Annotated in this window: 35 protein-coding genes and 4 pseudogenes; 23 read left to right on the top strand and 16 right to left on the bottom strand. The window is 59.3% G+C overall.

The genetic code is table 11. The features are described 5' to 3' along the window. The first annotated feature begins 31 nt into the window (after nt 1-31). The 7 genes from C3Y91_RS28025 to C3Y91_RS27995 all read left to right on the top strand — a co-directional run bounded on the left by C3Y91_RS28025 (nt 32) and on the right by C3Y91_RS27995 (nt 7,246). On the top strand, nt 32-1,462 hold the full coding sequence (locus C3Y91_RS28025; protein WP_168576071.1) for a hypothetical protein: 1,431 nt from the start codon (nt 32-34) through the stop codon (nt 1,460-1,462). A gap of 201 nt (nt 1,463-1,663) precedes the next feature. Next, nucleotides 1,664-3,574, top strand: a complete 1,911-nt coding sequence (locus C3Y91_RS28020; RefSeq protein WP_168576070.1) for an AAA family ATPase — start codon at nt 1,664-1,666, stop codon at nt 3,572-3,574. 11 nt (nt 3,575-3,585) lie between these two features. After that, the gene (locus C3Y91_RS28015; protein WP_168576069.1) at nt 3,586-4,122 is read left to right on the top strand and encodes a hypothetical protein; all 537 of its coding nucleotides are present in this window, start codon (nt 3,586-3,588) and stop codon (nt 4,120-4,122) included. Next, on the top strand, nt 4,122-4,409 hold the full coding sequence (locus tag C3Y91_RS28010) for a hypothetical protein (RefSeq protein WP_168576068.1): 288 nt from the start codon (nt 4,122-4,124) through the stop codon (nt 4,407-4,409). The genes C3Y91_RS28015 and C3Y91_RS28010 overlap by 1 nt, the downstream gene beginning before the upstream one ends. A 1-nt stretch (nt 4,410) precedes the next feature. Next, nucleotides 4,411-4,896 (top strand): hypothetical protein, encoded by a 486-nt coding sequence (locus C3Y91_RS28005; RefSeq protein ID WP_168576067.1) that lies wholly within the window; start codon nt 4,411-4,413, stop codon nt 4,894-4,896. A 219-nt stretch (nt 4,897-5,115) separates the two neighbouring features. After that, nucleotides 5,116-5,664, top strand: coding sequence for a hypothetical protein (locus tag C3Y91_RS28000; protein ID WP_168576066.1), 549 nt, complete (start codon nt 5,116-5,118; stop codon nt 5,662-5,664). A 4-nt stretch (nt 5,665-5,668) separates the two neighbouring features. Beyond that, nucleotides 5,669-7,246 carry a site-specific integrase gene (locus C3Y91_RS27995; RefSeq protein WP_168576065.1) on the top strand — a complete coding sequence of 526 codons (1,578 nt, stop codon included), beginning with the start codon at nt 5,669-5,671 and terminating at the stop codon, nt 7,244-7,246. 441 nt (nt 7,247-7,687) lie between these two features. Here the strand turns inward: C3Y91_RS27995 and C3Y91_RS38170 are convergent, their stop codons facing one another. Both C3Y91_RS38170 and C3Y91_RS27985 read right to left on the bottom strand, forming a co-directional pair. Next, nucleotides 7,688-8,032: a c-type cytochrome gene (locus C3Y91_RS38170; protein ID WP_245511577.1), complete on the bottom strand. Its 345-nt coding sequence runs from the start codon at nt 8,030-8,032 to the stop codon at nt 7,688-7,690. Nucleotides 8,033-9,052: 1,020 nt separating this feature from the next. After that, nucleotides 9,053-9,190 (bottom strand): annotated as a pseudogene (locus tag C3Y91_RS27985) (GSU2403 family nucleotidyltransferase fold protein); the annotation flags it as partial. Between the two features lie 120 nt (nt 9,191-9,310). Here C3Y91_RS27985 and C3Y91_RS27980 point away from each other — a divergent pair. Then, complete coding sequence (locus C3Y91_RS27980; protein ID WP_130687704.1) at nt 9,311-9,682, top strand: COG4315 family predicted lipoprotein; 372 nt, start codon at nt 9,311-9,313, stop codon at nt 9,680-9,682. A 140-nt stretch (nt 9,683-9,822) separates the two neighbouring features. On the opposite strand, the pseudogene C3Y91_RS27975 reads toward C3Y91_RS27980, so the two are convergent. The 3 genes and pseudogenes from C3Y91_RS27975 to C3Y91_RS27965 form a co-directional block, all read right to left on the bottom strand. Then, nucleotides 9,823-10,158 (bottom strand): annotated as a pseudogene (locus tag C3Y91_RS27975) (AI-2E family transporter); the annotation flags it as partial. A gap of 251 nt (nt 10,159-10,409) precedes the next feature. Then, a pseudogene (locus tag C3Y91_RS27970) lies at nt 10,410-10,547 on the bottom strand (transposase domain-containing protein); the annotation flags it as partial. Nucleotides 10,548-10,726: 179 nt separating this feature from the next. Next, a complete protein-coding gene (locus C3Y91_RS27965) occupies nt 10,727-11,263 on the bottom strand; it encodes a SixA phosphatase family protein (protein ID WP_075226016.1) in 537 nt (178 codons plus the stop codon). Nucleotides 11,264-11,538: 275 nt separating this feature from the next. Here C3Y91_RS27965 and C3Y91_RS27960 point away from each other — a divergent pair, with 275 nt between their 5' ends. Further along, a complete protein-coding gene (locus C3Y91_RS27960) occupies nt 11,539-11,892 on the top strand; it encodes a GNAT family N-acetyltransferase (RefSeq protein WP_075226015.1) in 354 nt (117 codons plus the stop codon). Further along, a pseudogene (locus C3Y91_RS27955) lies at nt 11,807-12,112 on the top strand (DDE-type integrase/transposase/recombinase); the annotation flags it as partial. The gene C3Y91_RS27960 and the pseudogene C3Y91_RS27955, both read left to right, overlap by 86 nt. A gap of 3 nt (nt 12,113-12,115) precedes the next feature. Here C3Y91_RS27955 and C3Y91_RS27950 read toward each other — a convergent pair. Continuing rightward, on the bottom strand, nt 12,116-12,787 hold the full coding sequence (locus C3Y91_RS27950; protein WP_244665956.1) for a TetR/AcrR family transcriptional regulator: 672 nt from the start codon (nt 12,785-12,787) through the stop codon (nt 12,116-12,118). Nucleotides 12,788-12,923: 136 nt separating this feature from the next. Here C3Y91_RS27950 and C3Y91_RS27945 point away from each other — a divergent pair, with 136 nt between their 5' ends. After that, nucleotides 12,924-13,388, top strand: a complete 465-nt coding sequence (locus tag C3Y91_RS27945) for an MAPEG family protein (RefSeq protein ID WP_020397368.1) — start codon at nt 12,924-12,926, stop codon at nt 13,386-13,388. A gap of 147 nt (nt 13,389-13,535) precedes the next feature. Here C3Y91_RS27945 and C3Y91_RS27940 read toward each other — a convergent pair whose 3' ends face one another. The 6 genes from C3Y91_RS27940 to C3Y91_RS27915 form a co-directional block, all read right to left on the bottom strand. After that, nucleotides 13,536-15,122, bottom strand: coding sequence for a hypothetical protein (locus C3Y91_RS27940; protein ID WP_168576064.1), 1,587 nt, complete (start codon nt 15,120-15,122; stop codon nt 13,536-13,538). A gap of 217 nt (nt 15,123-15,339) precedes the next feature. Beyond that, nucleotides 15,340-15,789, bottom strand: a complete 450-nt coding sequence (locus C3Y91_RS27935; RefSeq protein ID WP_168576063.1) for a PIN domain-containing protein — start codon at nt 15,787-15,789, stop codon at nt 15,340-15,342. Next, nucleotides 15,786-16,037: a type II toxin-antitoxin system Phd/YefM family antitoxin gene (locus tag C3Y91_RS27930; RefSeq protein ID WP_003546085.1), complete on the bottom strand. Its 252-nt coding sequence runs from the start codon at nt 16,035-16,037 to the stop codon at nt 15,786-15,788. Before C3Y91_RS27930 ends, C3Y91_RS27935 begins: the two co-directional genes overlap by 4 nt. 98 nt (nt 16,038-16,135) lie before the next feature. Continuing rightward, nucleotides 16,136-16,744, bottom strand: coding sequence for a hypothetical protein (locus C3Y91_RS27925; protein ID WP_168576062.1), 609 nt, complete (start codon nt 16,742-16,744; stop codon nt 16,136-16,138). Between the two features lie 130 nt (nt 16,745-16,874). Further along, nucleotides 16,875-17,894, bottom strand: coding sequence for a LuxR C-terminal-related transcriptional regulator (locus C3Y91_RS27920; RefSeq protein WP_168576061.1), 1,020 nt, complete (start codon nt 17,892-17,894; stop codon nt 16,875-16,877). Between the two features lie 9 nt (nt 17,895-17,903). Further along, nucleotides 17,904-18,092 (bottom strand): hypothetical protein, encoded by a 189-nt coding sequence (locus tag C3Y91_RS27915; protein ID WP_168576060.1) that lies wholly within the window; start codon nt 18,090-18,092, stop codon nt 17,904-17,906. A 183-nt stretch (nt 18,093-18,275) separates the two neighbouring features. On the opposite strand from C3Y91_RS27915, the gene C3Y91_RS27910 reads away from it, so the two are divergent. Continuing rightward, nucleotides 18,276-18,515 carry a DUF982 domain-containing protein gene (locus C3Y91_RS27910; RefSeq protein WP_063476526.1) on the top strand — a complete coding sequence of 80 codons (240 nt, stop codon included), beginning with the start codon at nt 18,276-18,278 and terminating at the stop codon, nt 18,513-18,515. A 26-nt stretch (nt 18,516-18,541) separates the two neighbouring features. Here C3Y91_RS27910 and C3Y91_RS27905 read toward each other — a convergent pair whose 3' ends face one another. Genes C3Y91_RS27905 through C3Y91_RS27895 form a run of 3 tightly spaced genes read right to left on the bottom strand, consistent with a single transcriptional unit; the run spans nt 18,542 to nt 19,277 of the window. Beyond that, nucleotides 18,542-18,766 (bottom strand): hypothetical protein, encoded by a 225-nt coding sequence (locus C3Y91_RS27905; RefSeq protein WP_018069183.1) that lies wholly within the window; start codon nt 18,764-18,766, stop codon nt 18,542-18,544. Beyond that, nucleotides 18,763-19,002 (bottom strand): hypothetical protein, encoded by a 240-nt coding sequence (locus C3Y91_RS27900; RefSeq protein ID WP_018069184.1) that lies wholly within the window; start codon nt 19,000-19,002, stop codon nt 18,763-18,765. Before C3Y91_RS27900 ends, C3Y91_RS27905 begins: the two co-directional genes overlap by 4 nt. Before the next feature lie 11 nt (nt 19,003-19,013). After that, complete coding sequence (locus tag C3Y91_RS27895) at nt 19,014-19,277, bottom strand: hypothetical protein (protein WP_018069185.1); 264 nt, start codon at nt 19,275-19,277, stop codon at nt 19,014-19,016. Nucleotides 19,278-19,693: 416 nt separating this feature from the next. Between C3Y91_RS27895 and C3Y91_RS38165 the strand changes: the two genes are divergently transcribed. Next, nucleotides 19,694-20,047 (top strand): hypothetical protein, encoded by a 354-nt coding sequence (locus tag C3Y91_RS38165; protein WP_246780236.1) that lies wholly within the window; start codon nt 19,694-19,696, stop codon nt 20,045-20,047. Nucleotides 20,048-20,149: 102 nt separating this feature from the next. On the opposite strand, the gene C3Y91_RS27885 is transcribed toward C3Y91_RS38165, so the two are convergent. After that, nucleotides 20,150-20,797 (bottom strand): S24 family peptidase, encoded by a 648-nt coding sequence (locus C3Y91_RS27885; RefSeq protein ID WP_018485106.1) that lies wholly within the window; start codon nt 20,795-20,797, stop codon nt 20,150-20,152. A 142-nt stretch (nt 20,798-20,939) separates the two neighbouring features. Here C3Y91_RS27885 and C3Y91_RS27880 point away from each other — a divergent pair, with 142 nt between their 5' ends. From C3Y91_RS27880 to C3Y91_RS27835, 10 genes are all read left to right on the top strand, one after another. Then, nucleotides 20,940-21,131 (top strand): hypothetical protein, encoded by a 192-nt coding sequence (locus tag C3Y91_RS27880; RefSeq protein ID WP_018485107.1) that lies wholly within the window; start codon nt 20,940-20,942, stop codon nt 21,129-21,131. After that, complete coding sequence (locus C3Y91_RS27875) at nt 21,128-21,346, top strand: hypothetical protein (protein ID WP_064248055.1); 219 nt, start codon at nt 21,128-21,130, stop codon at nt 21,344-21,346. The genes C3Y91_RS27880 and C3Y91_RS27875 overlap by 4 nt, the downstream gene beginning before the upstream one ends. 220 nt (nt 21,347-21,566) lie before the next feature. After that, a complete protein-coding gene (locus C3Y91_RS27870) occupies nt 21,567-21,845 on the top strand; it encodes a sigma factor-like helix-turn-helix DNA-binding protein (RefSeq protein WP_130687716.1) in 279 nt (92 codons plus the stop codon). A gap of 32 nt (nt 21,846-21,877) precedes the next feature. Then, nucleotides 21,878-22,243: a hypothetical protein gene (locus tag C3Y91_RS27865; RefSeq protein WP_130687718.1), complete on the top strand. Its 366-nt coding sequence runs from the start codon at nt 21,878-21,880 to the stop codon at nt 22,241-22,243. After that, the gene (locus tag C3Y91_RS27860; RefSeq protein ID WP_018069191.1) at nt 22,209-22,604 is read left to right on the top strand and encodes a hypothetical protein; all 396 of its coding nucleotides are present in this window, start codon (nt 22,209-22,211) and stop codon (nt 22,602-22,604) included. Before C3Y91_RS27865 ends, C3Y91_RS27860 begins: the two co-directional genes overlap by 35 nt. Then, complete coding sequence (locus C3Y91_RS27855; RefSeq protein ID WP_168576059.1) at nt 22,601-22,900, top strand: GcrA family cell cycle regulator; 300 nt, start codon at nt 22,601-22,603, stop codon at nt 22,898-22,900. The genes C3Y91_RS27860 and C3Y91_RS27855 overlap by 4 nt, the downstream gene beginning before the upstream one ends. Next, nucleotides 22,897-23,094 carry a response regulator transcription factor gene (locus tag C3Y91_RS27850; RefSeq protein ID WP_024323230.1) on the top strand — a complete coding sequence of 66 codons (198 nt, stop codon included), beginning with the start codon at nt 22,897-22,899 and terminating at the stop codon, nt 23,092-23,094. The genes C3Y91_RS27855 and C3Y91_RS27850 overlap by 4 nt, the downstream gene beginning before the upstream one ends. 13 nt (nt 23,095-23,107) lie before the next feature. Then, nucleotides 23,108-23,701: a hypothetical protein gene (locus C3Y91_RS27845; protein ID WP_130664203.1), complete on the top strand. Its 594-nt coding sequence runs from the start codon at nt 23,108-23,110 to the stop codon at nt 23,699-23,701. Between the two features lie 35 nt (nt 23,702-23,736). After that, the gene (locus C3Y91_RS27840; RefSeq protein ID WP_246780230.1) at nt 23,737-24,573 is read left to right on the top strand and encodes a hypothetical protein; all 837 of its coding nucleotides are present in this window, start codon (nt 23,737-23,739) and stop codon (nt 24,571-24,573) included. Nucleotides 24,574-24,721: 148 nt separating this feature from the next. Then, a complete protein-coding gene (locus C3Y91_RS27835; RefSeq protein ID WP_168576058.1) occupies nt 24,722-25,078 on the top strand; it encodes a hypothetical protein in 357 nt (118 codons plus the stop codon). Nucleotides 25,079-25,304 lie beyond the last annotated feature (226 nt).

Raw genomic sequence — 25,304 nt, 5'->3', positions numbered from 1 at the left:
ACTTTTCATAGTGATGCGGGAGACATCGGCAATGCAGTTGCCATCGAATACTGACCTCGATAAAGCGCCCAGAGAGCGCAGGCGTCATAGGCTTCACGGGAAACGCGGTGACCTTTTCGTTCACGTTCGTGCTGACGGTAGCGAGCGGGGATACGTCTGGCAGCACACCGGCGGCGACATCGTTCGCGGTTATCAGCGTTACGGTATTCGGTGCCGCGACCTGTCGGCGGAGGCAGTTTACGCAAACGAGGCATCCTCCCCGCGGGTGGAGATTCCCCGCATCGTAATCGACACGATGCAGATCGTGTCAAACCATCTCCGTGCCCACGACGTCGCCGTGTTTTGGCGGCTGTTTTCAGAGGCCCGCAAGTGCGGCATCAACGGAGACGTCCACTCGATCCGCCTCGGCGATCTCGTCCGCTACCTCGGCCTCGATAGTCTGCTCCGCGTCAAGCAAGCCCTCGTGCGTCTGTCGTCAGCCGAAATGACGCTTCGGCTAAACCAGAGAGGCTTCCATGGCCTCGTTAGAATGTACATGTTGAAAATCCTGCATGACACGGACGACCTGGCGTCCTTGGGCGGCTCTGACACGCTCTATTTTCGTCTGCCGGCCGCCTTGAAGGCCGCCGTTTTGGAGAGCCGCGACTACACGTGGGTTGAGCTCAATGCGATGTCCCGCTTCAAGAGTAAGTTCACGTTCCCGCTGTATCTCAAGCTTTGCCTGGCTGCGGGCAAGGACAAGCTCTATCGTGCTATTCCAGTGATGACGAAGCCGGAATTCAGGGCGGTCGTCGGCATGCCGGAGAAGACGCAGACCAGCGTTCTCGACGAGACCCTCCAGCTCGTCTGTAATGAACTTCTGGCAATCAACGGCGTCAGAAAACGCTTTCCGATCCATATCGCGTTTGCAGACGGGCGGGTGACGATCAACGTCGGGCGCTCGTCTAAGAAGCTGCGTGAGATGAAGCCCGCCTGGATCGCGCCGAAGGTAGCCGCAAAGCTGCTGAGGACCGTCTACAATATGCCGCCGGAGGCTCGGGTGAACTTTCCGCCTCTGATGCATTTCCGTCAGGCCGAAACGGCAGTTGGCGTACCCGCCACGAAGGTGTTCGACCACTGGTGGACGGACATCCACGGCGCAAAGAATTATGGAATCGGGGCGGCCGGTATGGAGGCTCAGGAGTTCCTTGACCTTATCGCGCGCGTAGGTGCCGAAGAGGCATTCGAAAACTGGGTAGAGGCACGGGACTTCGGTTTCGTCATCGACGACGAAGAGGTCGAGCAAACGGCGGCTGTTTCTGTTGTTCGGGGCCTTCCAGTGTCGGAACGAACTGCCCCGCCGGCACTTGAGCAGTGGCAACCGCAGACGTTGACGTACGACGACTGGATGCTGAAGATTCCTGTCGCGCTGCCTGACGTCGATGAAGCCGTTGATGTGGATGATGCCGAAATTCCGTTCTAACCAGCCTCGATCGCGTGTCATTAACCGTGCGATCGATTGTGGAACGCGCGCACCAGGATGCCGCGTTGACATCGATCACCGTGCCCGGCATGGTCGCCGCAACTGAACGGAGCCGACCAAAATGAAGACCCTGCGAATACGCCACTAGCCATCTCGCGCATCCATCCCGGATGCCAGCTAGTGGATTTTGCAGGAGGCTCTATGGCTCAGAAAAGCCGGCCCAACTTCGAGCGCCTTGTCGCTCGTCTTCACATCGACCGTATCGTAGCTGCGCTCGGCGACGCACCTCGCGGCATTCACCTCGTCTTCGTACCCCCGACGTCGGACGCGGGGGTGTGGGAAGACGAAGCGTTCTTGGCGCTGCGCGACATCGATTCTGCTCGTGAACTCGACGTCAAAGACTTCGTTGACAACACCGACAACGATGTTGGGCTGAGCGTGTCGCGGCTGAAGCCCGGGTACGGCATCGACGTCGGCCTCAGCGCCTCGCAGGCCGCAGCGTTCCTGATTTTTGCCAACGCCTCCGACGCCGAACATCCGACGGTGGGGCTTGCTGACAGCGTCATCCGTATCGAATTCGCGGCCGATCTTGTTGTCGAAGCCGCTCTCCGCCTCGGGAGAGTGATCCGCCGCGACGAAGCTGAACACCTGATTTCCATGCCTTGGCGTCGTCGCCGCTTCGCTCTGCTTTCGCCGCGTCCCATCGCCGAAACCCACCGGCTGCACTTGGACGTCGCAGAAGCAGAGAGAAAGGCGGCGGCAGTGGAAGCGAAAGCCAAGGCTTTGCCACGAACCATTCCCGATGTCCGCCCACTCGAGGAGCTGCACGGCTACGGCGCTGCGAAAGATTGGGCTCTGGAACTAATGCGCGATATCGGCGACTGGCGCGCCGGTCGTATTGCATGGAGCGATATCGATGGTGCCGTTCTTCTTTCGGGTCCTCCCGGCTGCGGCAAGACGACGTTCGCCTCGGCGCTAGCGAAATCCCTCGATGCGCATTTCGTCATCGGGGGGTACGCCTCATGGATTTCGCACGGAGAGGGACACCAAGGCGATCTCATCAAAGCGATGCGGGCGTCCTTCGCTGAGGCGCGGTCCCTCGCACCCTGTGTCATTCTCATCGACGAATGCGACGCCTTTGTCCAACGAGGCTCCATCGGGAACGGGAAGGCTGACGAATGGATGCGCGGCGTGGTAAACTCGCTTCTCGAGTGCATGGACGGCGCATTGGAGCGAGAAGGCGTCATCGTCATCAGTGCCGCAAACGACGTGACCGGGATCGATCAGGCGCTGCGTCGCTCGGGGCGTCTCGACCGACATATCGAACTGAACCTCCCGAACTCCGAGGACCGCGTCGCTATCCTGGAGCAGCACCTCGGCGTTCAGTTGCCAAAATTGAGCGTAGTCCCGGATCGCTCGGCAGGTATGTCCGGCGCTGACCTCGAACGCGTTGCGCGCGAAGCCCGGCGGCTGGCTCGACGTGATGGCGCTATCGCCAACATCAAGCATCTGATGAAGGTTCTCCCGCCTCGGGAACGCCGCTCCAAAGACGAAATCCATGCTCTTGCGGTCCACGAAGCGGCCCATGCCGTTGTCGCCGCTGCGCTCGGCAGCCGCGTTCTGGAAGTGATGATTCACAAGGAGCGTGACGTCAACGACGCGGTCGCAGGCGTCGCCGTTCTTCGACACCGCGAGGGTAGCCGAGATATCCAGTGGTTCATGGATCGCATCGCGCAGTTGTTGGCTGGCGTCGTCGGTGAGCGCCTTGTCTTCGACACCCACTCCGACGGATGCCATGCCGACCTCGCCGAGGCTTCGAACGTGGCAACTTATGTCCTCTCGGCGGTGGGAATGGGCGAAACCCTGGTGTCCGAAGGTCACCGCGATCCCGTGGCGCTGACGCAAGCTCGCGCATTCGACCCGCTGCTCCGTCGTCGAGTCGAGGACATCTTGCAAGAGCAGGCGGAGCGTGCCCGATTGGTCATCGAAGACAACCGGTCGGCCTTCGATGAGGTCGTCGAAGTCCTGCGACTGCGCGGTCGGCTGAATGGCTCCGAAGTACACGAAGCCGTCGAAGCTTACCGTCAACAACAGCTCTCGCTCGCGATCTAAGGAGGGGTCACATGTTCGTTCAAAAGTACTACATCAGCGACACCCACTTCGGCCACGAGCGTCTCATCAGCATGCAGCCTCGGCCGTTTTCGGCGATCGACGAGCATGATGAATACATCGTCGAATCCTGGAACTCCGTAGTCGGGGTGCATGACATCGTCTACCACCTCGGCGATTTCGCCTTTAACCTCGCCCGCGACGCCGATCGTGTCCGGGGGATTTTCGGCCGGCTCAACGGCCGCAAATACCTCCTCATCGGAAACCATGACGTCGACAAAAGAGGCAACCTGCATCCGACGCTTGCGGCGCTCGAATGGGCGGCGAGGCCGGAACACGCGCTGCGCATCAAAGATTGCGGCAAGGACCTTTGGCTGTCGCACTACGCGGCGAGGACATGGCCGTGCAGCGGTTACGGGAGCGTTCATTTCTACGGACACTCTCACGGCAAGTTGCCGGGGGTAGGGCTGTCTCGGGACGTCGGGGTCGACATGCCTGACGTCGATTTCACGCCGAGGACGTTTGCCGAATTGACTAGAGGGATGATCTGATGACCGCGGTCGAACTCAATATCATTTACGGATCAGTGATCTTTCCGGGTGCCAACGTGTCCATACCGGCCGCGTGGATGCCAGCGATCCACAACGCCTTGGCGTCGTTCCGTGATCTTCCATCGTCGGTGAGGTCGTTTGTTATCGTAACCGGAATCGCAGAATCCGGGGGGCAACTGCTTATCGAGATCGCGGCCGTCCCGCGAGCGATGCCGGAAGACGGCATGGCGCGGATCGAAGAGATTGTTCAGACCGCTCGCGAGGCGGTCCGCACAGGGATGCACTGACATGACAGAGGGCGATCTCGTCCACGATCAACGAACTCGACGGTCGGGAGAAATCAGGTCGGCTGCGCTCGCATATGTTCGCGAATGCGGACGTCATCGTGATGTCCTCGATATTACCGAGTTCGCTAGACAACGCTGGCCACGAGACGGAGCACACAAACTCGCTGTGATGACGCAGGCGCTTGCTGATGACGTCCGTAGCGGGGTGCCGGTAGTCGACGTTTGGAGACGTTTCGAGGTGCCTGGGCGGATCGCGCAGCAACTGGTCGGAGCGTCGGGCTACGAAGGCCTCTATGACATCCTCCAGACATACTCAATGTCGCCTGGGTTTACGGTCAAGGACATCGCCAACTGGGTCTGGGAAGGGCGAATGCCGGCCGAGGAGGCGGAGGATATTCTTGGCGTTGACCGGACAGAAATGGCAGACCTCATCGCGAGATGGATCGTCGGCGAGGATAAATTCAAGAACTCGTGGAGTGCTCTATAAGGTTGTGTTCCCGAAATTCAAGAACTCGACGTTCTAACGTCGCGTAAATGAAAGAGCTCAAATTGTAAGTAAGTTAAATGGTTGATTTGAATAATCAAAGAACTCATCTGCAACGCCCATTCCCAATTTCGAACTTTGACGTCTGGGTTGCAAAATAAACATTGACAGGCGGAGCCCTAATCGTGTTGTTGCCAACAGAAATCACGTGGAGGCATGCCAATGGGTGACAAGAATGACCTAGACAAGCTCAGTACCGAAGAACTTGGCCGACGTCTCCTTGCTGATATTGAGGAGGCCGCGGTGGAATTTGAACTCCACATGGGAGGCATCGGTCAGAATCTTCATCGGGCCGAAGAACAACTGCGTATCGAAGCAATGGGGATGACACCAAAGCATTTTGACGATGACGAGCTGATCAAACTCGAGGATGCGCTGTATCTCCCGATCCTTGGAGGCGAAACGCTTCGGAACGGAGATCGAACTGCAAGCCGCACGTTCACAAAAGCCAGCCTCGAACTTGCGATCAAGAAAGGCGAGTTGGAGGCGATCTGGAAGCACAATAAGCTGCACGTCACACTGGCCAATGTGACAAAGTGGGCTACGCGCTCTGAAACAGGCCGCAAGTCTTCCAGTCCGATTAAGCAACATGTTGTCTCAAACGGTCGGACGCACCTCGAAAAGTCAGAGGGGCGAGCGTCGGTAGCTTTAGCCTCCGATCGCCTGGCGGCTCTCAGCGCTCGCCTCTCAACGAAAAAACGGGGGAAGTAAACACATGGGTCGTCGCTCAGAAGGCATCCGCCCGTGGTACGACGAGAAGGCGAAAAAGTGGCACATTCGCGATCCCGATCCGAATGCCGAAAGGGCCAAATGGAGCCTTGGGTTCGGAAAGGAGGACCCGGGTAGTAAGGCTCGTGCCTGGGACGAGGTAGCAAAGTACAAGGCGAGGAAGGAGGCAGATGGTCGCCTCCACATGACGCGGCAGTCCACGTCGGACGTGACAGTTGCCGACGTCATTGCATTCTACGTCGATCGCAGGATCGAGAACTTTGTTCCCGATGATGACTATCCACACGAGCTAGTTCGACAAGAGGACGTCCTTGGTCGGCTGAAAGTGTTGCTGGATTTTTTTCAGGACCTGCCGCTCGAATCCATCAACCGGGTCCGCTGCCTGGATTTCGGCAAATTCGTGCATAACCGGGAGATCGAGCGCGCTAGGACGCTCCACGCTCGGAAATACGATATCTATCTCGACAAACTGGCTGCCTACAATAGGAAGGTGGCAGCCAGGGAGCAATTCATTGCCGACCTGGCTGACCGTGGCTGGAACCGAGTGCTGCCGCCATTGCGGAGCTACCCCCCTGCGGAGCCTGAGCCTTTCGATCCCGCGACGATCCCGTATCGTCGATCGGCGGCACGTCGGTATCTGGAGGAGTTGAGCGCGGCATTGACCTTCGCGGTTCACTACGAACTGATCCGCCATAAAATCCATATCCACCTGCCGCCGAAATACGACCCGCGGGAGCACAGCTTCACGCTTGCGGATGTGCGGAAGACGATCAAGTCTGCCTACCACTACAAGGGGATGGGCTGGGTCGATGGCAAACCTGTCAAAGGTCTGCCCACGAGGCGGCATCTTGCTCGCTTCGCGTTTCTGGCGATCACAACCGGATCGCGCAAGGACAAGGTCGAGCGCGTTGGCTTCGAAGATGAGGGTGACAGGCCATGGATCGACCTCTGGCAACAGATCGATGCGGAAACGGGCGAGCTGGTGTGGAAGGGGCGTTATCATCGGCTTGGCGATGATGAAGTGGAACACGAGAACAAGAAGGCTCCGGACCTTCCCATTCCAGAGATCGTTGTGCGTCGACTCGTCAGATGGCGCAATCAGGGCATCAAATATCCGTGCGCCTATCCATATCACCGTACGGGTAAGGAAGAGCCCGGCGACGTAAAAGACGGAATGCGAGCGCTATTCACCGAGGTCTTCGGCGACGACCATGAGGCGGTCATCCACACGTTCCGACATTCGGCGGCAACATGGCTATGCGCCCAGAAAGATTTGCCACTGCCTTCGATCGCCGCATATCTCGGAATGTCGACCGAGACGCTGGTTAAAACCTACGCCAAGCACCGCGAGGAAGACCTCCAGAAAATCGCCAGTGCGGTATCCGATCCGACACGGAAAACGCGAGGTATCCATACTGTCAAACTGCGCGAGACAAATCCGAAACCGACAGGGAACGTCCGACAGAAATCGACAGAAATCGACAGAATGGGAATTTCCGGGAATGGACAGGAATCGATGGAAATCTCGAAAAAAGCAAAAAAATCAACGGACGAGGCAGCATAATCTGATATCTCGCTTCCTGCCTAAGGTCGTTCGGGACGTGGGGGTCGAGTGTTCGAATCACTCCACTCCGACCAGTCTGAAGCCCCGCTCCGGCGGGGTTTTTCGTTTCTGGCGCTGCTATGCCGATTTTTGCCTGGCAATGATTACGGCAACGATTGATCATCTCTTGCGACCAGCTCTCCCCGTCGTGAACGCCGCGCCAACGTTGGCTTGATGATCCGGGTGGTGGTGGTGGCCACTCCAGCGTCTCCAGGGAAGTCAAGCAGGCTTTTTCGGACCTATGTAGCAATTGCCACAAAGGTCACGCCGTGCAATCAGAGCGGTTGTTAAGCAGGCGACTTATTGCTTGTCCTCACCGGCTCAAGAGAGCAAAGTGCTGGCTCCGCAGCGGAATTCTATTTCAGCGGCCCTGTTCGGTGGATCGCAGACCCGAACTGATCGTCAGAGGCCGGCAAGATAGTGAGCCATGGCAGCGATGTCGTCGGCCGAAAAATTGCGCACCAAGGCCGTCATGCGGGGCATGTTCGGGCGCTTGTTGTCGTGAAAGTCGGAGAGGGTTTTGATCAGGTAGTCCAGCTTCTGATTTGCGACGCGCGGAGTGTTGGCGTATCCGACGAAACCCTCCCGGTGGCACGAGGTGCACTTCTTCTCGACGTCGAGCGCTTGGAAGCGGGTAATGCTCGCTGCGTCGGCCGGCTCGCGGTAGGCGGGCCAGGGCAGTGCGGAGAAGTAGGCCGCAAGCGCCTTCATGTCGTCGCCGGAAAGATTCTTCGCGATCGGGCCCATGAGGTCGCTGGTGCGCTCTCCATTGCGATATTCCTGCCAAAACTATCAGCAAATTGGACTCGTGCTGGCCGGCGATGATCGGCACCTTCTTAACAATTGGCAGACCATTCGCACCGTGACACATCTGGCAAAGCTTGACCTTGTGGGAGATCGCCGGCGGTGGTGGCGCAGCATTGTTCTGCGCTCCAGCCGGCAGCGGACCGAGGGCCACGAGAGCGGCGATGACGAACGGAGCGAGCGCTTTGCTGCAGGGCATGCGAGGCCTCCAGATCGGAACTTGAGCTGAAGTGGGATGCTGATCTTATCAGGAGATGCAACCATTGGCGAGCGGACGCTGGCGGGCGGGCATTGACTCGCTGCCATGGCGCCACACTCCAATTGCGAATTTTGCGGACGTGAAAAATTTGCTGCCGCGCCGGTCTATCCGCCCAGGTCGGCGACGGCCGGGTAGGGCCATCGAATGGAACCAACACCGGCCAGCGCCGTTGTACGCGAGGGAGTCCCGCCATGAGCAACGCCCGTCAGGCGCAAACGAGATGGTGATGGTCCTCCCAGGAGAACGCACATGGATCTCACAACCCTCCTCATCATCGTTGTGATACTTCTTTTACTAGGCGGCGGCGGCTGGTACGGCCGGGGACGCTGGTATTAAACGACGGTCGACGTGGCACGCATCACTGGGTTGACGAGCGCTCCGGCTAACTGAGCGCGGCGGGACGGCGCCATTGGCATTGGCCGCCAGTTCAGGCTGCCGCCCTCTCAGTGTCTTCATCATCCACTGCCGTTCCGATCTTGGTTGCCCATCCTCCAAATGCGGTTCGGTTGCGGTACGGCAATGATTGGCAACGATTGGGCGGAACAGAACGTGTTTTAGCGTCACATTCGAACGCGAAAAAGCCCGGCAATGCACCGCACGCTCACCCGCCTCGTCAATGGCCATAAGCAGAGCCGGATCGACGAGCTAATGCCGTGAAATTATCCGGAGCGAAGACACGGCTGAAGTCCGCTGTCGGCCGCGCCCATCGCTTCGAAAAGATGGGAGGCCTGCTGCACGTCCTTTTCGCGCTTGAGTACGCCATTGTCGTCGTTCTCACGCCGCGAGGCGACGATCAGCTTGTGAACTGCGTAGCGCTCCGGAGCGGGAACGTTGACCGTAACCATTGCTGGCCTGTCGTGTTCGTCCGCCCGTGGACGGAACTGCTTTCATAGTTGGGCGTTTTTGTCAGTTAGTCGGATACTGCTGGCATTCCGCCGGCACTGCCGAATGGGAGAAAAATCATGAGAACGATACTGATCGCGATAGGTGCGTTAGCTGCTTTAGCCGGGTCTGCTTTTGCGGCCGAGCCTGCCAAGATGGTGGACACGAAAATGGGCAAGGTCCTGGCTACTGAAAAAGGCATGGTCCTTTACACCTTCGACAAAGATACAAAAGGCAAATCCAACTGCGACAAGGATTGCCTGAAGAAGTGGCCGGCGTTCCACGCCGGAGCCAAGGCCAAGGCAGAAGGCGAATGGACTCTGGTCAAAGCTGCGGATGGCAAAGAGATGTGGGCCTACGAGGGCAAGCCGCTCTACACCTATGTCGAGGATAAGAAAGCCGGTGAAGCCAACGGCGATGGCGTTGGGGGAGTTTGGCACGCGGCCAAATAGCCGAACCGGCGACCGTTTGAACGGGCGGTCGCCGGATCGCCTTGAACCGCAAGACCGACCTCTGGAGCTACATATCCCTTCTCTACGGCTTTCGCCGACAAACCCGGCCTCCGCCGAATGCTGCACCATTCCTTGCGACATCATCTACTAGATTCCAAATGCTGGTCAGAAGCAGGGATCGGGGCCGCAGATTGTATGCGGTCTTTAGTTTGCGCTGCAGCCCACTCGAGAAAAAGGTTGTAGGCAACCGCCAACAAGGTCGGCCCGAGAAAAGGCCCAATCAGGCCGAACGCCAAGACACCGCCAATAAGCCCAAACAGGCCGAGCAGCACAGGTAGGTTGCTGTTTTGGTTAAGCAGATACGGTCGAAGGAAATTGTCAATGCTGCTGACGAGAAGCAAGCCCCAGATCGCGAAGAAGATGCCCCATCCTACTGATCCTTGCAGGAGCAACCAAAGGGCAACTGGTCCCCACAGTTGATGCCCGATTAATAGGTCCTGACCCTAGATGAATATCGGCTCCGGGTCCGGGTCGAATCTCTTCGATGACATCCGGGGCGGCTCACCGACGCCGATGCCGGGGGCCACATTGTCATCAAATCTGACGGAAATTGCGTCATAAGATCATGCAGGGCGGGACATCATTGAGCCAACGCGTAGCAATCGCAACGCGCACTTCGCGTCAGAAACGGACAATCCGATATGTCGATGTATCGTAAGCGCTGTTTTCAGGCCACGGCTTTGAGTTCGTGCATTGCGGCATAGGCCCAAGGCAGCAGGTCGTCGATCTGGCTATTTGGATGCCCGTTGACGATCTTGGTGATGACGTCTGAGAGATAGGCCAGTGGCTCGACATCGTTGAGCTTGGGCAACGTCGTTGAAAAAGAGGGTGTTGGCCATTTTCGGCTTCATTGACGAGAACGACTTCTCCGACCAATTCGGTGTTGTGGAACCATTCTGCCGTAAACGGCCGGTTCGGACCGGCGTGGGGCAGAATCAGGGCCGTGCACCATGTCCACCAAATTCAACCTGGAAAGTGCCCTTATTATCCCAAGGATCGCGGGGTTACGAACCGTTCGAGATAACCGGTGCCGGCCGCAATCTCGCCCCATCCGTCAAGATCGAGGTCGATGACGCCGAGTCCCGCCGTCGGGAACTTCTCCTGCATGCGTCCCACGGCATCGGCATCACCGTCCGCCACGATAAGCGAGGCTGCATTCTCCATGCCGGGATTGTGGCCGACGATGAGCAGCGTGCGGATGCCAGGTTCGACGGCCCGGATCACATCCAGGATGCGCTCGGCCGACACCTCATAGATATCCGCCGCCTCGCGTTCGGAGACCTTTTTCGAAAGGGCCCCGCGGACGAGCTTCCAGGTTTCCTTCGCCCGGCGGGCCGGCGAGACGAGGGCGAGATCGGGGATCAGCTTTTCACGCACCATATAGGTGCCGATGACGCGTGCTGCCTTGCGCCCGCGATCCGCCAATGGCCGTTCACGGTCGGCCACACCGTCAGGCCAGGCGGATTTGGCGTGGCGCAGAAGGATGAGGCGGTGTTTCGGCAGCATCGGGTTCACCGTCATTTTATCGCGAGGCCGAATGTCGTCGGCTAGAGCTTCGTTTCGTGTTGACTCCTGGAGCAGGAACTGCCTCCGATACAGCTCGCAAACTAGGCTGGTGCCACTGGCAGGTCCAGTTGTTTCGTCCTACATTTGCGAAACTTGAACATTCCGCGGATTTCGGCGTTGCGATGGTCAATCTTTCTGATGCAGGACTGCCGTGCGGCCCACCATGAAATAGGCGCTCCCGTTGGCACGGCCGAGGGTTGCTGCGCTCCTCGAGATCCGGAGAAGCTCCAATGATCGAGATCGAACCGGTCCGCGGAACCGACCCCGCCCTCAAGGCCTTGCTAGATGGCGCAGGCCTGCCCACCGACGATCTTCAAGGGGTCGGGCGGATATTCTTCATTGCCGCCGAGAACGGATCGGTCTGCGGTTCCGGCGGTTTTGAACCGGCGGGCCGCGATATCCTGCTCCGGTCGATTGCCGTAGCCCCAGGCCACCAAGGTCGGGGCATCGGCAAGAAGATCGCGTTGGACGTCCTTGAACGGGCTCGCCGATTCGGTGCGAATCTATCGCCTTTACAAGGAGATGGACCTCCAGCTCCGCAACAAGGTTCCCAAGCGACGGGTCAAAGCGAAGCTGCGGGCTGACCGCACGGAACCGACCCATTCAAACCATATCTGGGCCATGGATTTCGTTCACGACCAGTTGGCTACCGGCCGCAAGATCAGGGTTTTGACAGTCGTCGATACCTTCTCTCGCTTCTCGCCGGCAGTCGACGCTCGCTTCAGCTATAAAGGCGAAGACGTGGTACAGACGCTTGAGCGGGTATGCCGGCAGGTCGGGTATCCAGCATCGATCCGTGTCGATGTATCAGCTGCGGTCGACGGCTGCGAATAGTTGAGTGAAACCGTCGATCAGCCGTTCGTCACTGTAGATCAACGGATCACCCTGCGCTTCGACCATTCCCTTCATCGTGAGCAGACCAAGCGCAGAGAGATAGGCAAGGAAGGCGAGCAGCCTCGGTTCGATGTTCCCGCCGCCGGTTTGCCTTTTTTCGATCAGTGCGGCCGCTCCGCTGAAGATCATCGCGTTGAGAGGGCGGATGCGGGCGAACTGATCGGGCGACCATTGAACGCCTGCCGACCCCGCAACCTGGCCGAACATGAAGGCAAGACGGAAGTCGTCCATTTTCGGAGCGTAGGCATGGACCGTTTCACGCATGATCGCACCGAGCGCCTCGCCTCCGGTCTCAACAGTCGCGACCGCGGATTGCACCGCCTGTGCATGGCCTTCGAGTGTGCTGAACACAAGTTCAAAGACAAGAGCGTCCTTGGAGCTGAAATAGTAGTACAGCCCCGTCTTCGAGATGCCCGCCTCGCTGGCGACGGCTTCAAGCGTCATCGCCGCAACACCACTCTTCAGCAGCACTTTTCGTGCTGCATCGAGGATTTCCTCGCGCGATCTCTCACGGCGGCGTTGCTGGCGAGCCAACCGGCTGGCAGCTTTGTCTTCGGCGGTACGGCTCTGTTGACTGCTTGGCACAAGTTACTCCGATCGAGGTGATCTGTAAGATATACCAGCGGCAAATAGATTCGTCCATATATTGACTTTTAAGACCGTTGGTCTAAAAAGAGTACCGCAGTTAATTTTCTTGCCAAACGGGATGGGGTATTTTCACATGGACCATTTGAGCCTGACCAATCCTGTCTTCGCGGCATATGCCATCGCGGCCGCATTGATGGTTCTGAAGGGCGTCGCGATGTCGTGGCTGACTGTTATCCGCATGACCGCTGAAAATGGCGGTTTCCGAAATCCCGAGGATATGAAAAAGACGATGGCCAATCCACGGCCGCATGACAGCCAGTTGGCTCCCAACGAGCGCGTTGATCGTATCCGCCGCATTCAGCTCAACGATCTCGAAAACCTACCCTATTTCCTTGTGGCGGGACTTCTATACGTGACGACAGCACCTTCACTGCTGCTCGCGCAATTCCTTTTTTATGGCTATGTCGTGACGCGCCTGCTGCACTTCATCGCCTACTATACCGCCCAGATTCATGACATTCGCGCAGCACTGTGGACACCCGGCTCACTCATAATCATCTTCATGGCGGGCAGCACGTTCGTGAGCGCCGTTTGGTAAGCTGGTCTTTTCGGCAATGGCGATCACGATGGCAGTGAGAGTGGCGGTCAGGTAGGAGCGTGGCAGTGTTCGGCATCGATCATTCCGACCGGCACGCGGTGGGGAAGAAGCCGCGGCCGATGGAACGTGCCGCGCTGTGCTGTGATCTCAGCCGCCGACTGTGATTTCACCATCCGCAACACGTTTGACAAATATCTTCAAACCTTCATGCCTGAGTTTCTTCCAGCCGCCGTCGGAAACCATTGATTTAGCCAGATCGGCAAACCCCTTGGTGAGGTAGGGAACCTGCGATGCCGGTCGTTTGCCGAGCGCTTGCATCAGGCAGTCAGTTCTTGGCGGCGACGAGAACGTGTTTCCTGAACGTTGCATGCCGATCTCCACATGATCTGTGCCGTCTGGAAATCTGATCGTCCCATAGCCGCACTTGGCCGCCGCATTCACTTCGGTCTTGGAGAGCTTGTCTTGCAGAACAAATGACAGCTGGCTGAAACTGTTGTCGGTGTAGTCGAACTGACCCAGTACGATGAAGTCCAGCTCGTTCTGCCCCTTCTTGGCGCCCTTGATCTTGCCAAAGAAGTCGGAATTCACCTTGGTGTCTTTGCCTGTCGTCAGGGCGAGCATTTCGCCCAGCTTGATATAGGTCCTCGGTTTTGACGAAACGTCTTCGGTACCAACCGCGGCGTTGCCCGAAGGCAGACTTGCCGTCTCCGGCTTGGCATAGGCGTCAGCGAAGGCTTGCAGTGTCGTGAGGTTGAGCGCTTCGGGAAGCGAACCGCTCTCGAACTTGCGGCAAGAGAGCGCGGCTTGCCGTGTTGCCTTGTCAGGCTTGCCCTCGACATTCCCCGGCTTGCAGCCCAAATGAGCCAGTTGCTGCTGCAACGTCTTGAGCAAAACTGCCTGTTCGGCGGAATAGTCGCCGACACCGCGGGTCACACTGACATTGCGGACATCGATGCCGATACCATCCGGCTGCACCACGTCAAATTGGGACGTATGATGGTCATAGTTCTTCCATTCATTGCCCCAACCCATCATCACCGGGCCAAGAATGAAGTTGAATGATTTTGGGTCGCGGTTTGATTGCGGCTCGCACTCGTTCGATTCCCAGCAATGCGGAGCCTGGTTGGTTGCTTCGCCTTCGGCGGCGTAGATCACCTTGTTGTCGCAGCTTGCCGTAACCCATCCGCTCTCATCGTTTGCCCATCGGATTTTCAGCGAGAATCTCGCCCATTTGCCGAAATCTTCCGGTTTTTGGCACTGGCGGGCGAGAAAGTTCACGCCGTTGCGCGTGTCGGCTTTCAGCATGTAGATGAAATTGTGGATTGCCGGTCCTTCCCAGGACGCGAGGCGCAAATGGCTGTCCCAGCCATCGGGATAAAAGCCATTTGCGGAGTTGTTGTGCCAGCCCTTGTAGGCAAAAGTCGGATCGAGCCGGAAATCAAACTTGTATTCGACGCTTTCGCCAACCCTCATGTCTCGCGTATAGCGTATCGTTGAGCGGACGTTGCCATTGCGACAATCATTTTCGCCGCGTCCATCTCCATAGTCGACATTGGAACACTGACGGTCGAATATCTCAAACCGGGTCACGCCGTCCTTGACCTCCGGTCTGACCGATCCGTTGAACTTGTGGCGCTCAAAACCTTTGGGGAGCGGATCGGCAGTCGCACCTGCGTGGGTCGCAAAAACCATAAGCGCGCCAACCGCCGGTCCAACTATGGGATTTTTCAGCATAGCTCCCCCTCCAAATTGGACTCCAACCATATCACGATCTCTTTTGGAGGGTCGGGTTTAGATCAGGTTCAGATCGGTGCGTGAGGCGCTGCGCCATGAGCAGGCGCTGCGGTCAAAGCTGCCAAGGCTTGTGCTTCCGAGCAGGCGCGACGGGCGTTTATAACGGCAGCCAGGGCGAGCGACATCAAGGGCGGCTCGTGATCGGCGGTGCTTCGGATCATTCCGACCGGAACGCGGCGGGAAGATCAACAGCGACGTCAAGCGGCTGGAAATGCCGCAGGTTTTCCGTAATGACGGTAAGGTCGTAGGCGCGCGCGGTCGCCGCGATGATGAGATCGCCAAGGCCGGGATGACGGCCGTGGCTTTCGGCTTCATCGTCCAGAGCGCCGACGATGCGCGCGACAACGGTATCCATCGGCAAGATCCGATCCCCGAAACTCTCGGTGATGAAGTCCAGCCATGCCGAAAGGCGCTTTGCCCGCTCGATCCCGCCGCGGCGGTGAAGGTTCCGCATTCCCTTCTCGATCTCCGCGACCGATAGAGCCGACAGATACAGGCTATCGGCTTCGCCCTGTTCATGAAACCATGCCCGCACCGGATCGGACGGCGCCACCTTGCCCGGCGCGAACTTCGAAATGATGTTCGTGTCGAGAAGATAGGCGGTCACAGATCGATATCGCGCATTTTCGATGGGTTCCGCTCCAGCTCGACCCCGCCGGGGAAGGTCAACAGGAAATCCCCGAAATTCGGCCGTGGCTTCTTCAAAGCCCTTTTCGCCGCCTCGGCCGCTTCGACGGACACAAGCACGGCAGCGGGCTTTCCGTGCCGCGTGATCGTCACGAATTCCCCGTTTGCCGCTTCATCCACCAGACCGGCAAAACCGGCCTTTGCCTCTGCCACGCTGATCGTCGACATTGCGGCCTCCTGTCTTAAATGACCATATATGGTCAAAGTAGATATTGACGCCGACGGAATCAAGACGGGGAGTTTTCCAAGGGCGCAGCGGCCTTCGCTCAAGGAAACGCATTCGGCAGATAATTGTCCAGAATATAGAAGTGTTCGCCGATCTTTCTGACGCTGACGTACTCGTCCGGACCGGGATCGAGATCCACGCATTCCTTCTTTTCCGAGCATGATGTCTGGACACGCTGTTGCCAGGCCGTGGATTGCTCGCCCCTGGGCAAGGCGACTTCATCACTCTCGTCGTAGACGAGCGTCGAGTAGGTTTTCTCGAGGAACGTATCGTCCCATGCAAATGTCTTGAATCGTTGCTCTCCGCCCGAACGATCGGCCCGTTCGATCTCTGCCAGATACGTTTGCTTGGTCAGCGCAAATCGAATGCTGTCGGACGTTATGTCGACAGCAGCGAGGATACGGAGCAGGACCAGCAACAGAAGGGGTGCGATGAGGAGAGAGACGAGACGCCGCCAGCGTCGCTGCGCCAGATTGATGCAGAGGGAGCCTGCGACGGCGATCAGGGTCAGTACCCATATGATAAGGCTGATCGTCCACCAATCCCATTGGGGATGAAGCCAATATAGCCAATCTTGCGCCAGGAATGGTAACAGCCAGAGGGCATATGTCCACGTAAACTTGTCGCTACGTTTTTCTGGCTCTGGCACGTTTTAGCCACCGGCAAATTTCATTGATTCTCTGATCAACAATAACACGCAAGATAGGCGCCTCAACCGGAGCGAGTTCTGCCGTGTTTCGCGCGAGGTGCCGCATCATGAGCATTGGTCGCGGTCGAACCTATTGGCTCGGAGCCCCGGCGCTCAACAGCACCCGCACCAATGCAGCCTGGCTGCGGACGCCGGTTTTGTCGAAGATCCGCTTCAACTGGGTGCGCAACGTGTTGACACTGACCCCGAGCCGATCGGCGGCGGCGGCGAGGTCATGGCCATCGACGATCAGCCGAGCAAGCCGGGTCTGCGCCGGCGAGAGGCCGAAAACCTCCCGCGCACTTGCGATCCGGCGCACCAGCGTCTCGGCGTCGTCGAAGGAGACCAGCGCCTTGCCGTCCTCGAGCAGGACCCAGCAGTAGAGCGGAATCCCCGCCGCGTCTTCGCCGAGCGCCACCGCCCAGGCCTGCTTCGGCGCGATGTTCAGCGGTCTCTGGCTCTGCAGCTCGCGGAACGCCAGGCGCACCGCCTCGCGCAGAGCAGGGTCGCGTTCGCGCTGCCGGGCACGCAGGCGGCCGGCAGCGGCGACGAGCCCGGGATGGCCAGGCATCCGCTCCCGCGCCAGCCGGTTCGTCCAGAGGATCCTTGCATCCGCGTCGACCTCGATCAGCGGGCAGCTCGCCTCCTCGACGCTGCTCTCCATCATCACCATGCAGCCGATCTTCCAGGCGCCGTCGATCCGGTGGAGGATCCGGAGCTGGCGCTTGCGATCCTCGCCGGTGTCGCTGCCGATCTGATCGAAGGTCATCCAGGCCATGTTGCCGTCGACGACGATGTTGACCTTTTCCCAGCGCACGCGCTCCGAAAAGGCGTGTTTCTCCGGGAATCGCTCGACGATCTTCTTGATCCGCGCGGCGATCGGGTCCCAGCCTTCGTCCACCCGGACGCCGAGCGAGGCGAAATATTCCATCCGCCGGGTCTGCGGCGACTGCACCCAGTGGCTTGCCAGCGCCTCGAAGTCGCGCTGCAGCCAGGCCTCGGTTTCGGCGCGGATCACCGCCATGATCGCCGCCCGGTCAGCCTCGCTGTCGTCCATCGCGCGGTCCCCCACAACGGATCGCAGCATAGCATGATCGGTCTGTCGGAGCATGACGGCACCTCATGTGTGGATGACGCCGGCCAGAAACAGCGTCAGGCCGGCGGTCGCGGCAGTCAGCCCGAGGAGCCGAAGCCTCAGGCGCGGCAGGGTGATCTGATTTCGGTAGTATCGGTCCTCGGCCGCGGCGCCCATCTGCGTGGGGCGACGGCGGTTTGGCATGTGCGCGGCGACGAGACTCTGAAGGTCCATTGTGTTGCCTCCCGGTTCGGGCTTCATCTGCCACATTCTCGCACGCATCCGAGCCGTGCTCTGTCATGCAGGCGGAGGACATCGGGCTCAGCGCCCAGCTGGCGAACAAAGAATCATCTCAACCGGAACGAGTCCCGCGGTGATTCGTTGAGTCGCGTATTTCCAGCGTGAGGGGGATGCATCATGAGCAAACGACGAAGGTTCAAGCCGGTGAAGATCACCATCAATGGCAAGGTGAGGACGGTCTATAATGTCGTTCAGGCCGGCAACACTTTGCTGAATGACTGGCCCGAGCAGACGCCGGCGGCGAAGGCCGCCGAGCGGCTTGTGCTTGATGTGTTCAATGATGCGGCCGGGCCGGAGCAGGTGCGGCGGGCATTCATTACTGCGGCCAAGGCCAGCGACATCAAGTTCAGCTCCTGAGCGGCGGTGTTGGCAAAAGCCCTGGCTCACTTCCATGACACCTGTTCCTGGTTTCGCAGATCCCGGGTTTTGAACTGCGTCTCCATCCAGGCGGCCGTAACAATGGCCGCGAGGAAGCCGAAGGCGAGGCAGGCGATTGCCTGGGTCCGCCATGAGACGAAGGTGACCGGCGCCGGGGTGGTGGGCTTTTCAGCGCATTCGCCGGGCGGGCAGGCGCAGCCGGAAAAGACCTTGATCAGGCAATCGCTCATGATGGGCTGCCTTTCACCGTGTCGATGGCGGCGAGGATCTTCCGGTGAAGCGGGCAGCCGTGATCGTCGCTGCCATCGAAAAAGCGTTCGGCCTCCACCAGTGCCGTCAGGAGATCGGGTGCCCCGGCCGTGAAGCGGGCCTTGGCGCGGGTCGTCTTTTCGACTGCTCCGGCCTGCGGGGCAGGAAGGGAAAGGCTCTCGGTCGATGGCTCTGATGCGGGGTTGGCGGCAGACATCTCCGTTTCCCTCAAGCGTAAAGCTGATCGTGATCGGTGATGCCCATGATCTCGCGGGCATAGCGGTAATGCTCCGCGACGGAGGCGCTCGCACCCCGCAGCCAGGACGGGCCGCGGATCGAATGTTCGGGACGGCTGAGGAACGCAAAGCCGAGGGCGCCCATGCGCTGGGCTTCGTTGGCCATATAGGCGCGGCAGTCGCCCATCGTGCGCGCCGCATTCCAGCGGGCATCCCGCTTGCTCTCCTCGGTCTCGATATTGCGGATGTGCTGCATCGCCTGTCCTCTCGCGCCTCTGATCGGCTTGTGAGAAAAAGGTATATATCATACCCTATTGCGTCAACAGCAAAAGGTATAAAAAATACCCCAGAGATTGACGAGGTACGAATCGTAGGCGTATGTCTGGGGCAAGTGATTGGGCGACCGGGTGCAACTCCCGAGCTGACGAAGCCCAGCGGCGCGGGAAGCGAAAGTCCTTAAGTGCGCTGTCAGAAAATCAGGACGAGGGCGAAGCGAATGGCCCCTCTGGCACGTGTCCCATCCCGGCTCCGGCCTTCAGGACCTGGCCAATGCTCTCCCGGCTTCATGGGCTTTGCTCATGGGGTAGGGGGAAGCTTTGGCCGGAACCCTCCCTCACCAGCCTTCAGGAACCTTCTCCTCCTAAGCTGAAGAGAGAGGAGTGAGAACTGAAGTTGGAGTATGAAGCTAAGAGAAAAAAAGAGGCCGGCCATGCGCAACGAAATCGAAATCATCGACGAAGTGATCGAGGCGGGCCTGGGATCACCGAATTCTACGATCCATGGGAGGAGAAGCTGCCGAAGGAGATGTTCCCCGCAGCCATCCGTTCCATCCTGGTGGCGGTGTCGAGAGTGGTGCGCGACGGCATCCGGAACTTCCGCAATTTGTGGCTTCAGAGGATGCATCGTCCCGATACCCCTCGTGATCCCGGCTGGGGATCGGCGAGCGTCGGAGCGAAATCCTACAGGCCGTACATCTCCCGCGCGGCGCTGTACGCCAGGAGCAACACCGCGATCGTGACGATATAGAACCAGATTCGGCCGGCGCGTGAGGAAGGGCGTATCATCCTGTTTTCCCTGTTGAAATTTGATTGATTCGCGGCGTTGTTTCCGAGCCTTGAGCTCTCATCCCTACATCTCGATGATCGATCGGCGGACGCGGCCGACGATGGTGACGGCGCCCTGGAATTCCGGTGGCGGCACGTCCTCGTAGGAGGCCGGCTGGAAGGGCGGGTCGTCGTTCGGGCGATAGCGCTTGTAGGTTGCGGCACCCGTTTCGTCGGCGACGACATAAAGCGCGTTCGGCGCCAGGCGCTTGTCGCGCAGATTGACGAAGATGATCGAGCCCGGCGGCGAGATCTTGTTCATCGAATTGCCCTCGACCTCGAGAGCGATCCATTCGCCATCGGGAAGATCGAGGGCGGCGACCGTCGGGAATTCCGAAAAATCGGTGATCGGCGCCTGGTCGCTCAACTGGCCGGCGCTGACCCATGAGATCTTCGGCACGTCGGCAACGGAGGCGGGCAGCTCATCCGGATCGAGCGCGTTGCCGGCGCCGAACTGCAGCCAGTTGAGATTGACCTTGAAAGCGCGGGCATACTTCTTCGCATCGGCAATGCCGAAGCCGTTGCGGCCGGATTCATGCGCCTTGTAGACATTGGCATTCCAGCCGAACCGATCGACGATCGCCTTCGGCCCGGCAAAGCCCGCATTCTTTCGGGCCATGACGAGGCGCTTTGCGCGTTCTTCGCGCTCAAATTGTTCCTGATCTTTCAACATGATATAAAAAATACCCTAAATTAAGGTACATGTCATGCCCTAATGTGCTTGACATTACGGGTATTAATTGTACCCTATTCGCCATGACACACAGCGACATCATCAACAACGGCCAGCCTTTCGGACTGGAGGAGACGGCACCATGAGGTTCACCATTTCCTCGGAAGAGCGGCTCGCCATGGACGTCATGCCGACCGGCGTCGTCATTCACCGGCCGCAAGGGCCAAGGGGAGGGCGCATGTCGGTGATCCCCGTTCGCAACGAGGATATCCCCTTCCTCGCCAAGGCCCTGCAGCAGGTGCTGAACGCCAACCGGGAGGTGGAATCGATATGACCATCTCCACCGCAACACCCGCCGGCGAGTTCCAGCGCCGCGGCGCCCGCTACACCGGCTGTTCGAGGTGCGGCAAGGCGCTGTCGATCGCCGAGGTGATCGAGCGTCACTGTGAGAATTGCGATCGGCCGACGCGCCCTGAAGAGATCAGCGAGACCATGATCTTGCCCGGCGCTCTGCCGATCACCCACCCCGATAGCCCAGCCCCTCCCTGACGGCTATCGGTGGCTGGCGTCGTCGCCCTCCCTCGGCGACGCCAGCTCCCGGGCGCGACAATGTCGTGCTCGACCCAGGCGGCGGCCTGGCAGACGACCGGAGCCTTTGCTCCCAGAGCCGGCGCTCCGGTCGTCATCCGTGAAAAATCAAAGACGTTGGCAGCGCCCGCTTCGGCGGCAACGGCGGACCGCGTTCGAAATCGGAAAGAAGGATCAAGCGATGAGCATCTCGCTCAAGGCCGCCCCGGCGCAGCACGGCACTGATAGGAACGCGCTCGAGCTCTTCCGCTCCGGCCGGGACTACCTCGAAATCGCTGCCATCCTCGGGGTGTCGGTGCCGTCTGTGGAAACCGAGATCCACCGGCTTCGCAGCGCCGAGAAGGGCGACACCGCCCAGCAGGACCATGCCGGCTCGGAGATTCGGCGGTTTCCCCGCCGCGCCGCGAGGCCCGGTGCCGCCGTCAATTTTGCCGGCGGGCGACGGAGGCTGCGGGTTTGAAGAGGCCATCTCAAGCGGGAAAGGGACATCGCATGGGCAAGGACACAACGAGCCAGGACATCATGGAGATCCTCAGGCCGGTGCTGGGGGAGGAACTGGCGGCAGCGATCATCGAGCACCGCAAGCGCACGCTGAAGAAGCCGCTGACGGCTTATGCCGCGAGGATGCAGGCGAGGGAATATCTGCTGACCGGCGACCCGATCGGCGCCGCCGAGATGCAGATCTTCCGCGGCTGGCAGGCGATCAAATGCGACTGGTACCTCAAGGAGAAGGCGAGGGAAGCCGGGTCGATCAACAGCAGCACAAGAAGGACGACAGTGGATGCCGCAAGAGATTTCCTCTCCGGTGAAGATCATAGCTGGGATGCTTTCGGGTTTCCCGGCGTCCGCAGGCACTGATCCCGACATGCAGATCCGCGCCTATCTCGTCGCGATCGAAGGCATCCCGCTGGAGGCGGTCTGGCAGGCCGCCAAACTCTTCATCTCCGGAAAGGTCAGGGATCATAACCGTGCCTTCGCCCCGAGCTCAGCCAGTTTTGCCGAGCAATGCCGCAATCAGCAGGCGGCGATCGAGGCGGAAAGCCGGCCGCGCATGGAGGCAGAGCCCGAGACGCCGCAGCCGAAGGTGCCGGCCTACAAGATGCAGCTGCTGCGCGACGCCGCCAACGGCAGCCGCAGCGCCAAGCGGGAGCTCGCCAAGATGTTCCCCGACAACCCGATCATTGCCAGGGCCGCACGACACGAGGAGGCAGTGAGATGACCATCACTTTTTGGACGGAAGACAAGATCGTCAAGGCGGAAAAGCTCTGGAAGGAAGGGCTGTCGGCGAGAGAGATCGCCAACCTCTTCGGCTCGAAGAAGAACACCGTCATCAATATGGCGCACCGCAACCGTGACAGGTTCCCCTCGAGGCAGGACACCTGGCATCCGCAGCCGAAGGCGGGCCCGCCCGTCCAGCCGGTCCGCCACCCCGACCGCGTCACGCGTGTGACCATGTCAGGCGCGCATGTGACGATGCCGCGCGTGCCGTGCGTCGATGGGCCTGCAGAGCCATGAGCAACGTCACCCCACGCGAAACCGAAATTATCCGCTGGATGGCGGCGGGCAAGTCGGCCGCCGAGATCGGCACCATTCTCGGCATCTCCCACATCACCGTGAATACGCACATTGCCAACGCCAAGGCGAAGCTCGGCGTCTTCAAGGATACGGCGCTGGTCGCCGCGGCACTCAGAAACGGCATCATTCGATAGAAGGACGATCAGCATGGGCGGCAAAGCCACCAAGGTGAAGACGGGACGGGTCAACAAGGGCGCCGGCCGTCCGCGCAAGGAAAATGTCGAGCGTTTTCCCTGCGGCAAGATCAAGCCCTTCGAAACCGAGAAGGAGAATATCAGCGTGGCGATATCAGCCCGCCGCCGCATCCACGGCTTCGGCAGGACAGTTGATGACGAGACGGTCAAGAGCCCCTTTGCCGGCTACACCCTCGGCCGCATGTTCCTCGACGGCCTGATCACCGCCGAGCAGCGCCAGGCCGGCGACGATTATGCCGAGGCAATCGCCCGCTACCACAAGACCACAGGCATCCCGGCCCCGAGCCCGAGAGCGCAATCGCTGTTCTCAGTTAAAGGTCATGAAGGCGAGGTCACCGAAACCTTCGCCGACCGCGCCCGCAAGGCCAGCAACCGCATGATGGCGCTGCAGGGCATCCTGCTGCGTTGCCCTGATGGACCGCAGGTCAGGAGCACGGTCTATAACGTCACGGTGATGGACTACGAACATTTGCGCCAGATGCCGCCGCAGCAGTTGTTGTGGCTGCGGAGGGGATTGACGGCGTTGCGGGGGGTGAGGAGCGGTTGATGCGGTGGTTCACCCCCCTGTCTTGAGCGTCGGATTTGCGGCTACGACTGTGTCCGGCGGTGTTCCAAGCTGAGCCACAAACGGACATTGCTTCCATTACGTTGTTAGGCATACTCAATTTCAATGTCCGCACGCCCGTCGAGAATTCCAATCATATCTTCAACGACCTACGAGTACGTATGAATTTCTTCGCTGTTATATTGGGCGTGCTCGCCATCTGCGCCCTGCTGTTCATAGCAGCCATCGCAATTCTCTTTATTGGGCTGCGACGCATGTGGCGACGGACGCGGCCTAACCAACTCGTCCTGAGAACTCTCATTATAGCTTTTGGCCTAGGGGCTATCGCATTGCCCTGCGTTGCCCTCAAAATTAGTGAACGAAACTCCGTTCTCGCACGCGTTCCCAAACCACTCGAAGTGGCGGAGATCGAATACCGTCTGGAAGAATCTTGGGGTGTCGGTTTCATGCCCGGGGACAACGAGACCGGTTTCGTTGTCTATCGGCTGACCGATGACAGCGCAAACTGGGCACGAAAACAGGGCAGCCAGCTGGGCGACATGCTGGAGGGGGCAAAAAGAGCGTGGCGTGAAACACCGGTCGACGACAGTAGCGACCAAATAGCGATAGGCCAATGGCATCACTACGACCGCGATCCGGATATGATGGCAGTTGAGCGCCCTAAGCACCACCCTCCGACAATATTCGAATATCTAGAGAAGTACGGCTTCACGATCTCAATTGCTCAAGGGCGGGATCACGAAGCCAACCAGTCGATACAGTCAAGTGGATCGTTTTACTCCTACGGAGAAGGCGGCAGTGTCACGATCATTGATCCGGGCCGGGGTAAGGTTTATTTCGCTTACGCTGGATGAGCATCCATGACCGTTCGCAATACCTTTGGATCCGGATTCGGGGTCAAAGACAAGCGGCCTTTGCTTTGCCGAGCCCGACATATGGAATGCCGGGACTTTTTGAGCTAACCCTTCAGCCTGCGCTGCGCTTCTGCTGTAGGATTTGCGAATGAACGACATCGACCTGTCGCCGGAATTTTACGTCGAATTTTCTCGCGGAGGAGGCTCTGATTCCGGCGTCATCTACCATGTCACACGGCACAAAGACGGTGCTCGGTTCTCTGCGCTTGTCGCACGTTTTTTCATCACTGACCCCAGGATTCCTGCGGAAGGCGTTTTCCGCCACAAGAGGCTCGATTGTTTCGTGATCGATAAAAGCCGGGTTCCCAAGCCGGAGCGGCTTGCCGGAATTTTGTTTGAAGCCCTGAAAAAACACGGCGCGATTGACGAGCCCGCATGGCTGCAATGGTATGTTGCCGAGGAGCGCGGTGGTAAACCTTACGGCAGCGTCCTCGACTTCGAATGACTCGATACAGCGACGGAAGCGAAATTCGCCCATATCCCGTCCGCCATCGCTGTACTTGCCGCAGAGCTCACCCCACCCTCCGTCGTCCTCGGGCTTGCCCCGAGGATCCACGCTCGGCCTCCATCAGCAGCGGCCTGGAGACACGGGCGGGAGCGGGGCGAAGGGACATGCTGCGACATCTCGATTCCCTCTTCTCCCCAGCGGGGAGAAGGTGCCCGTAGGGCGG

Origin of the sequence: Rhizobium ruizarguesonis (assembly GCF_012349115.1) — a bacterium.
Classification (GTDB): Bacteria; Pseudomonadota; Alphaproteobacteria; order Rhizobiales; family Rhizobiaceae; genus Rhizobium; species Rhizobium ruizarguesonis.
The sequence above is the reverse complement of the archived record's forward strand: the minus strand, read 5'-3'. Positions and strand labels throughout refer to the sequence as shown.

Bases quoted from the DNA above. Each gene is read 5' to 3' on its own strand.
- C3Y91_RS27945 (WP_020397368.1), top strand. From the start codon at position 12,924: ATGGACCATTTGAGCCTGACCAATCCTGTCTTCGCGGCATATGCCATC.
- C3Y91_RS28005 (WP_168576067.1), top strand. From the start codon at position 4,411: ATGACAGAGGGCGATCTCGTCCACGATCAACGAACTCGACGGTCGGGA.
- C3Y91_RS28020 (WP_168576070.1), top strand. From the start codon at position 1,664: ATGGCTCAGAAAAGCCGGCCCAACTTCGAGCGCCTTGTCGCTCGTCTT.
- C3Y91_RS27855 (WP_168576059.1), top strand. From the start codon at position 22,601: ATGACCATCACTTTTTGGACGGAAGACAAGATCGTCAAGGCGGAAAAG.
- C3Y91_RS28025 (WP_168576071.1), top strand. From the start codon at position 32: ATGCAGTTGCCATCGAATACTGACCTCGATAAAGCGCCCAGAGAGCGC.
- C3Y91_RS27940 (WP_168576064.1), bottom strand. From the start codon at position 15,122: ATGCTGAAAAATCCCATAGTTGGACCGGCGGTTGGCGCGCTTATGGTT.
- C3Y91_RS27905 (WP_018069183.1), bottom strand. From the start codon at position 18,766: ATGAGCGATTGCCTGATCAAGGTCTTTTCCGGCTGCGCCTGCCCGCCC.
- C3Y91_RS27920 (WP_168576061.1), bottom strand. From the start codon at position 17,894: ATGCTCCGACAGACCGATCATGCTATGCTGCGATCCGTTGTGGGGGAC.
- C3Y91_RS27910 (WP_063476526.1), top strand. From the start codon at position 18,276: ATGAGCAAACGACGAAGGTTCAAGCCGGTGAAGATCACCATCAATGGC.
- C3Y91_RS27850 (WP_024323230.1), top strand. From the start codon at position 22,897: ATGAGCAACGTCACCCCACGCGAAACCGAAATTATCCGCTGGATGGCG.
- C3Y91_RS27865 (WP_130687718.1), top strand. From the start codon at position 21,878: ATGGGCAAGGACACAACGAGCCAGGACATCATGGAGATCCTCAGGCCG.
- C3Y91_RS27845 (WP_130664203.1), top strand. From the start codon at position 23,108: ATGGGCGGCAAAGCCACCAAGGTGAAGACGGGACGGGTCAACAAGGGC.
- C3Y91_RS28000 (WP_168576066.1), top strand. From the start codon at position 5,116: ATGGGTGACAAGAATGACCTAGACAAGCTCAGTACCGAAGAACTTGGC.
- C3Y91_RS27875 (WP_064248055.1), top strand. From the start codon at position 21,128: ATGACCATCTCCACCGCAACACCCGCCGGCGAGTTCCAGCGCCGCGGC.
- C3Y91_RS27900 (WP_018069184.1), bottom strand. From the start codon at position 19,002: ATGTCTGCCGCCAACCCCGCATCAGAGCCATCGACCGAGAGCCTTTCC.
- C3Y91_RS27835 (WP_168576058.1), top strand. From the start codon at position 24,722: ATGAACGACATCGACCTGTCGCCGGAATTTTACGTCGAATTTTCTCGC.
- C3Y91_RS27880 (WP_018485107.1), top strand. From the start codon at position 20,940: ATGAGGTTCACCATTTCCTCGGAAGAGCGGCTCGCCATGGACGTCATG.
- C3Y91_RS27930 (WP_003546085.1), bottom strand. From the start codon at position 16,037: ATGTCGACGATCAGCGTGGCAGAGGCAAAGGCCGGTTTTGCCGGTCTG.
- C3Y91_RS27995 (WP_168576065.1), top strand. From the start codon at position 5,669: ATGGGTCGTCGCTCAGAAGGCATCCGCCCGTGGTACGACGAGAAGGCG.
- C3Y91_RS27870 (WP_130687716.1), top strand. From the start codon at position 21,567: ATGAGCATCTCGCTCAAGGCCGCCCCGGCGCAGCACGGCACTGATAGG.
- C3Y91_RS27960 (WP_075226015.1), top strand. From the start codon at position 11,539: ATGATCGAGATCGAACCGGTCCGCGGAACCGACCCCGCCCTCAAGGCC.
- C3Y91_RS28010 (WP_168576068.1), top strand. From the start codon at position 4,122: ATGACCGCGGTCGAACTCAATATCATTTACGGATCAGTGATCTTTCCG.
- C3Y91_RS27915 (WP_168576060.1), bottom strand. From the start codon at position 18,092: ATGGACCTTCAGAGTCTCGTCGCCGCGCACATGCCAAACCGCCGTCGC.
- C3Y91_RS38170 (WP_245511577.1), bottom strand. From the start codon at position 8,032: ATGGGCCCGATCGCGAAGAATCTTTCCGGCGACGACATGAAGGCGCTT.
- C3Y91_RS28015 (WP_168576069.1), top strand. From the start codon at position 3,586: ATGTTCGTTCAAAAGTACTACATCAGCGACACCCACTTCGGCCACGAG.
- C3Y91_RS27895 (WP_018069185.1), bottom strand. From the start codon at position 19,277: ATGCAGCACATCCGCAATATCGAGACCGAGGAGAGCAAGCGGGATGCC.
- C3Y91_RS27980 (WP_130687704.1), top strand. From the start codon at position 9,311: ATGAGAACGATACTGATCGCGATAGGTGCGTTAGCTGCTTTAGCCGGG.
- C3Y91_RS27860 (WP_018069191.1), top strand. From the start codon at position 22,209: ATGCTTTCGGGTTTCCCGGCGTCCGCAGGCACTGATCCCGACATGCAG.
- C3Y91_RS27885 (WP_018485106.1), bottom strand. From the start codon at position 20,797: ATGTTGAAAGATCAGGAACAATTTGAGCGCGAAGAACGCGCAAAGCGC.
- C3Y91_RS27965 (WP_075226016.1), bottom strand. From the start codon at position 11,263: ATGACGGTGAACCCGATGCTGCCGAAACACCGCCTCATCCTTCTGCGC.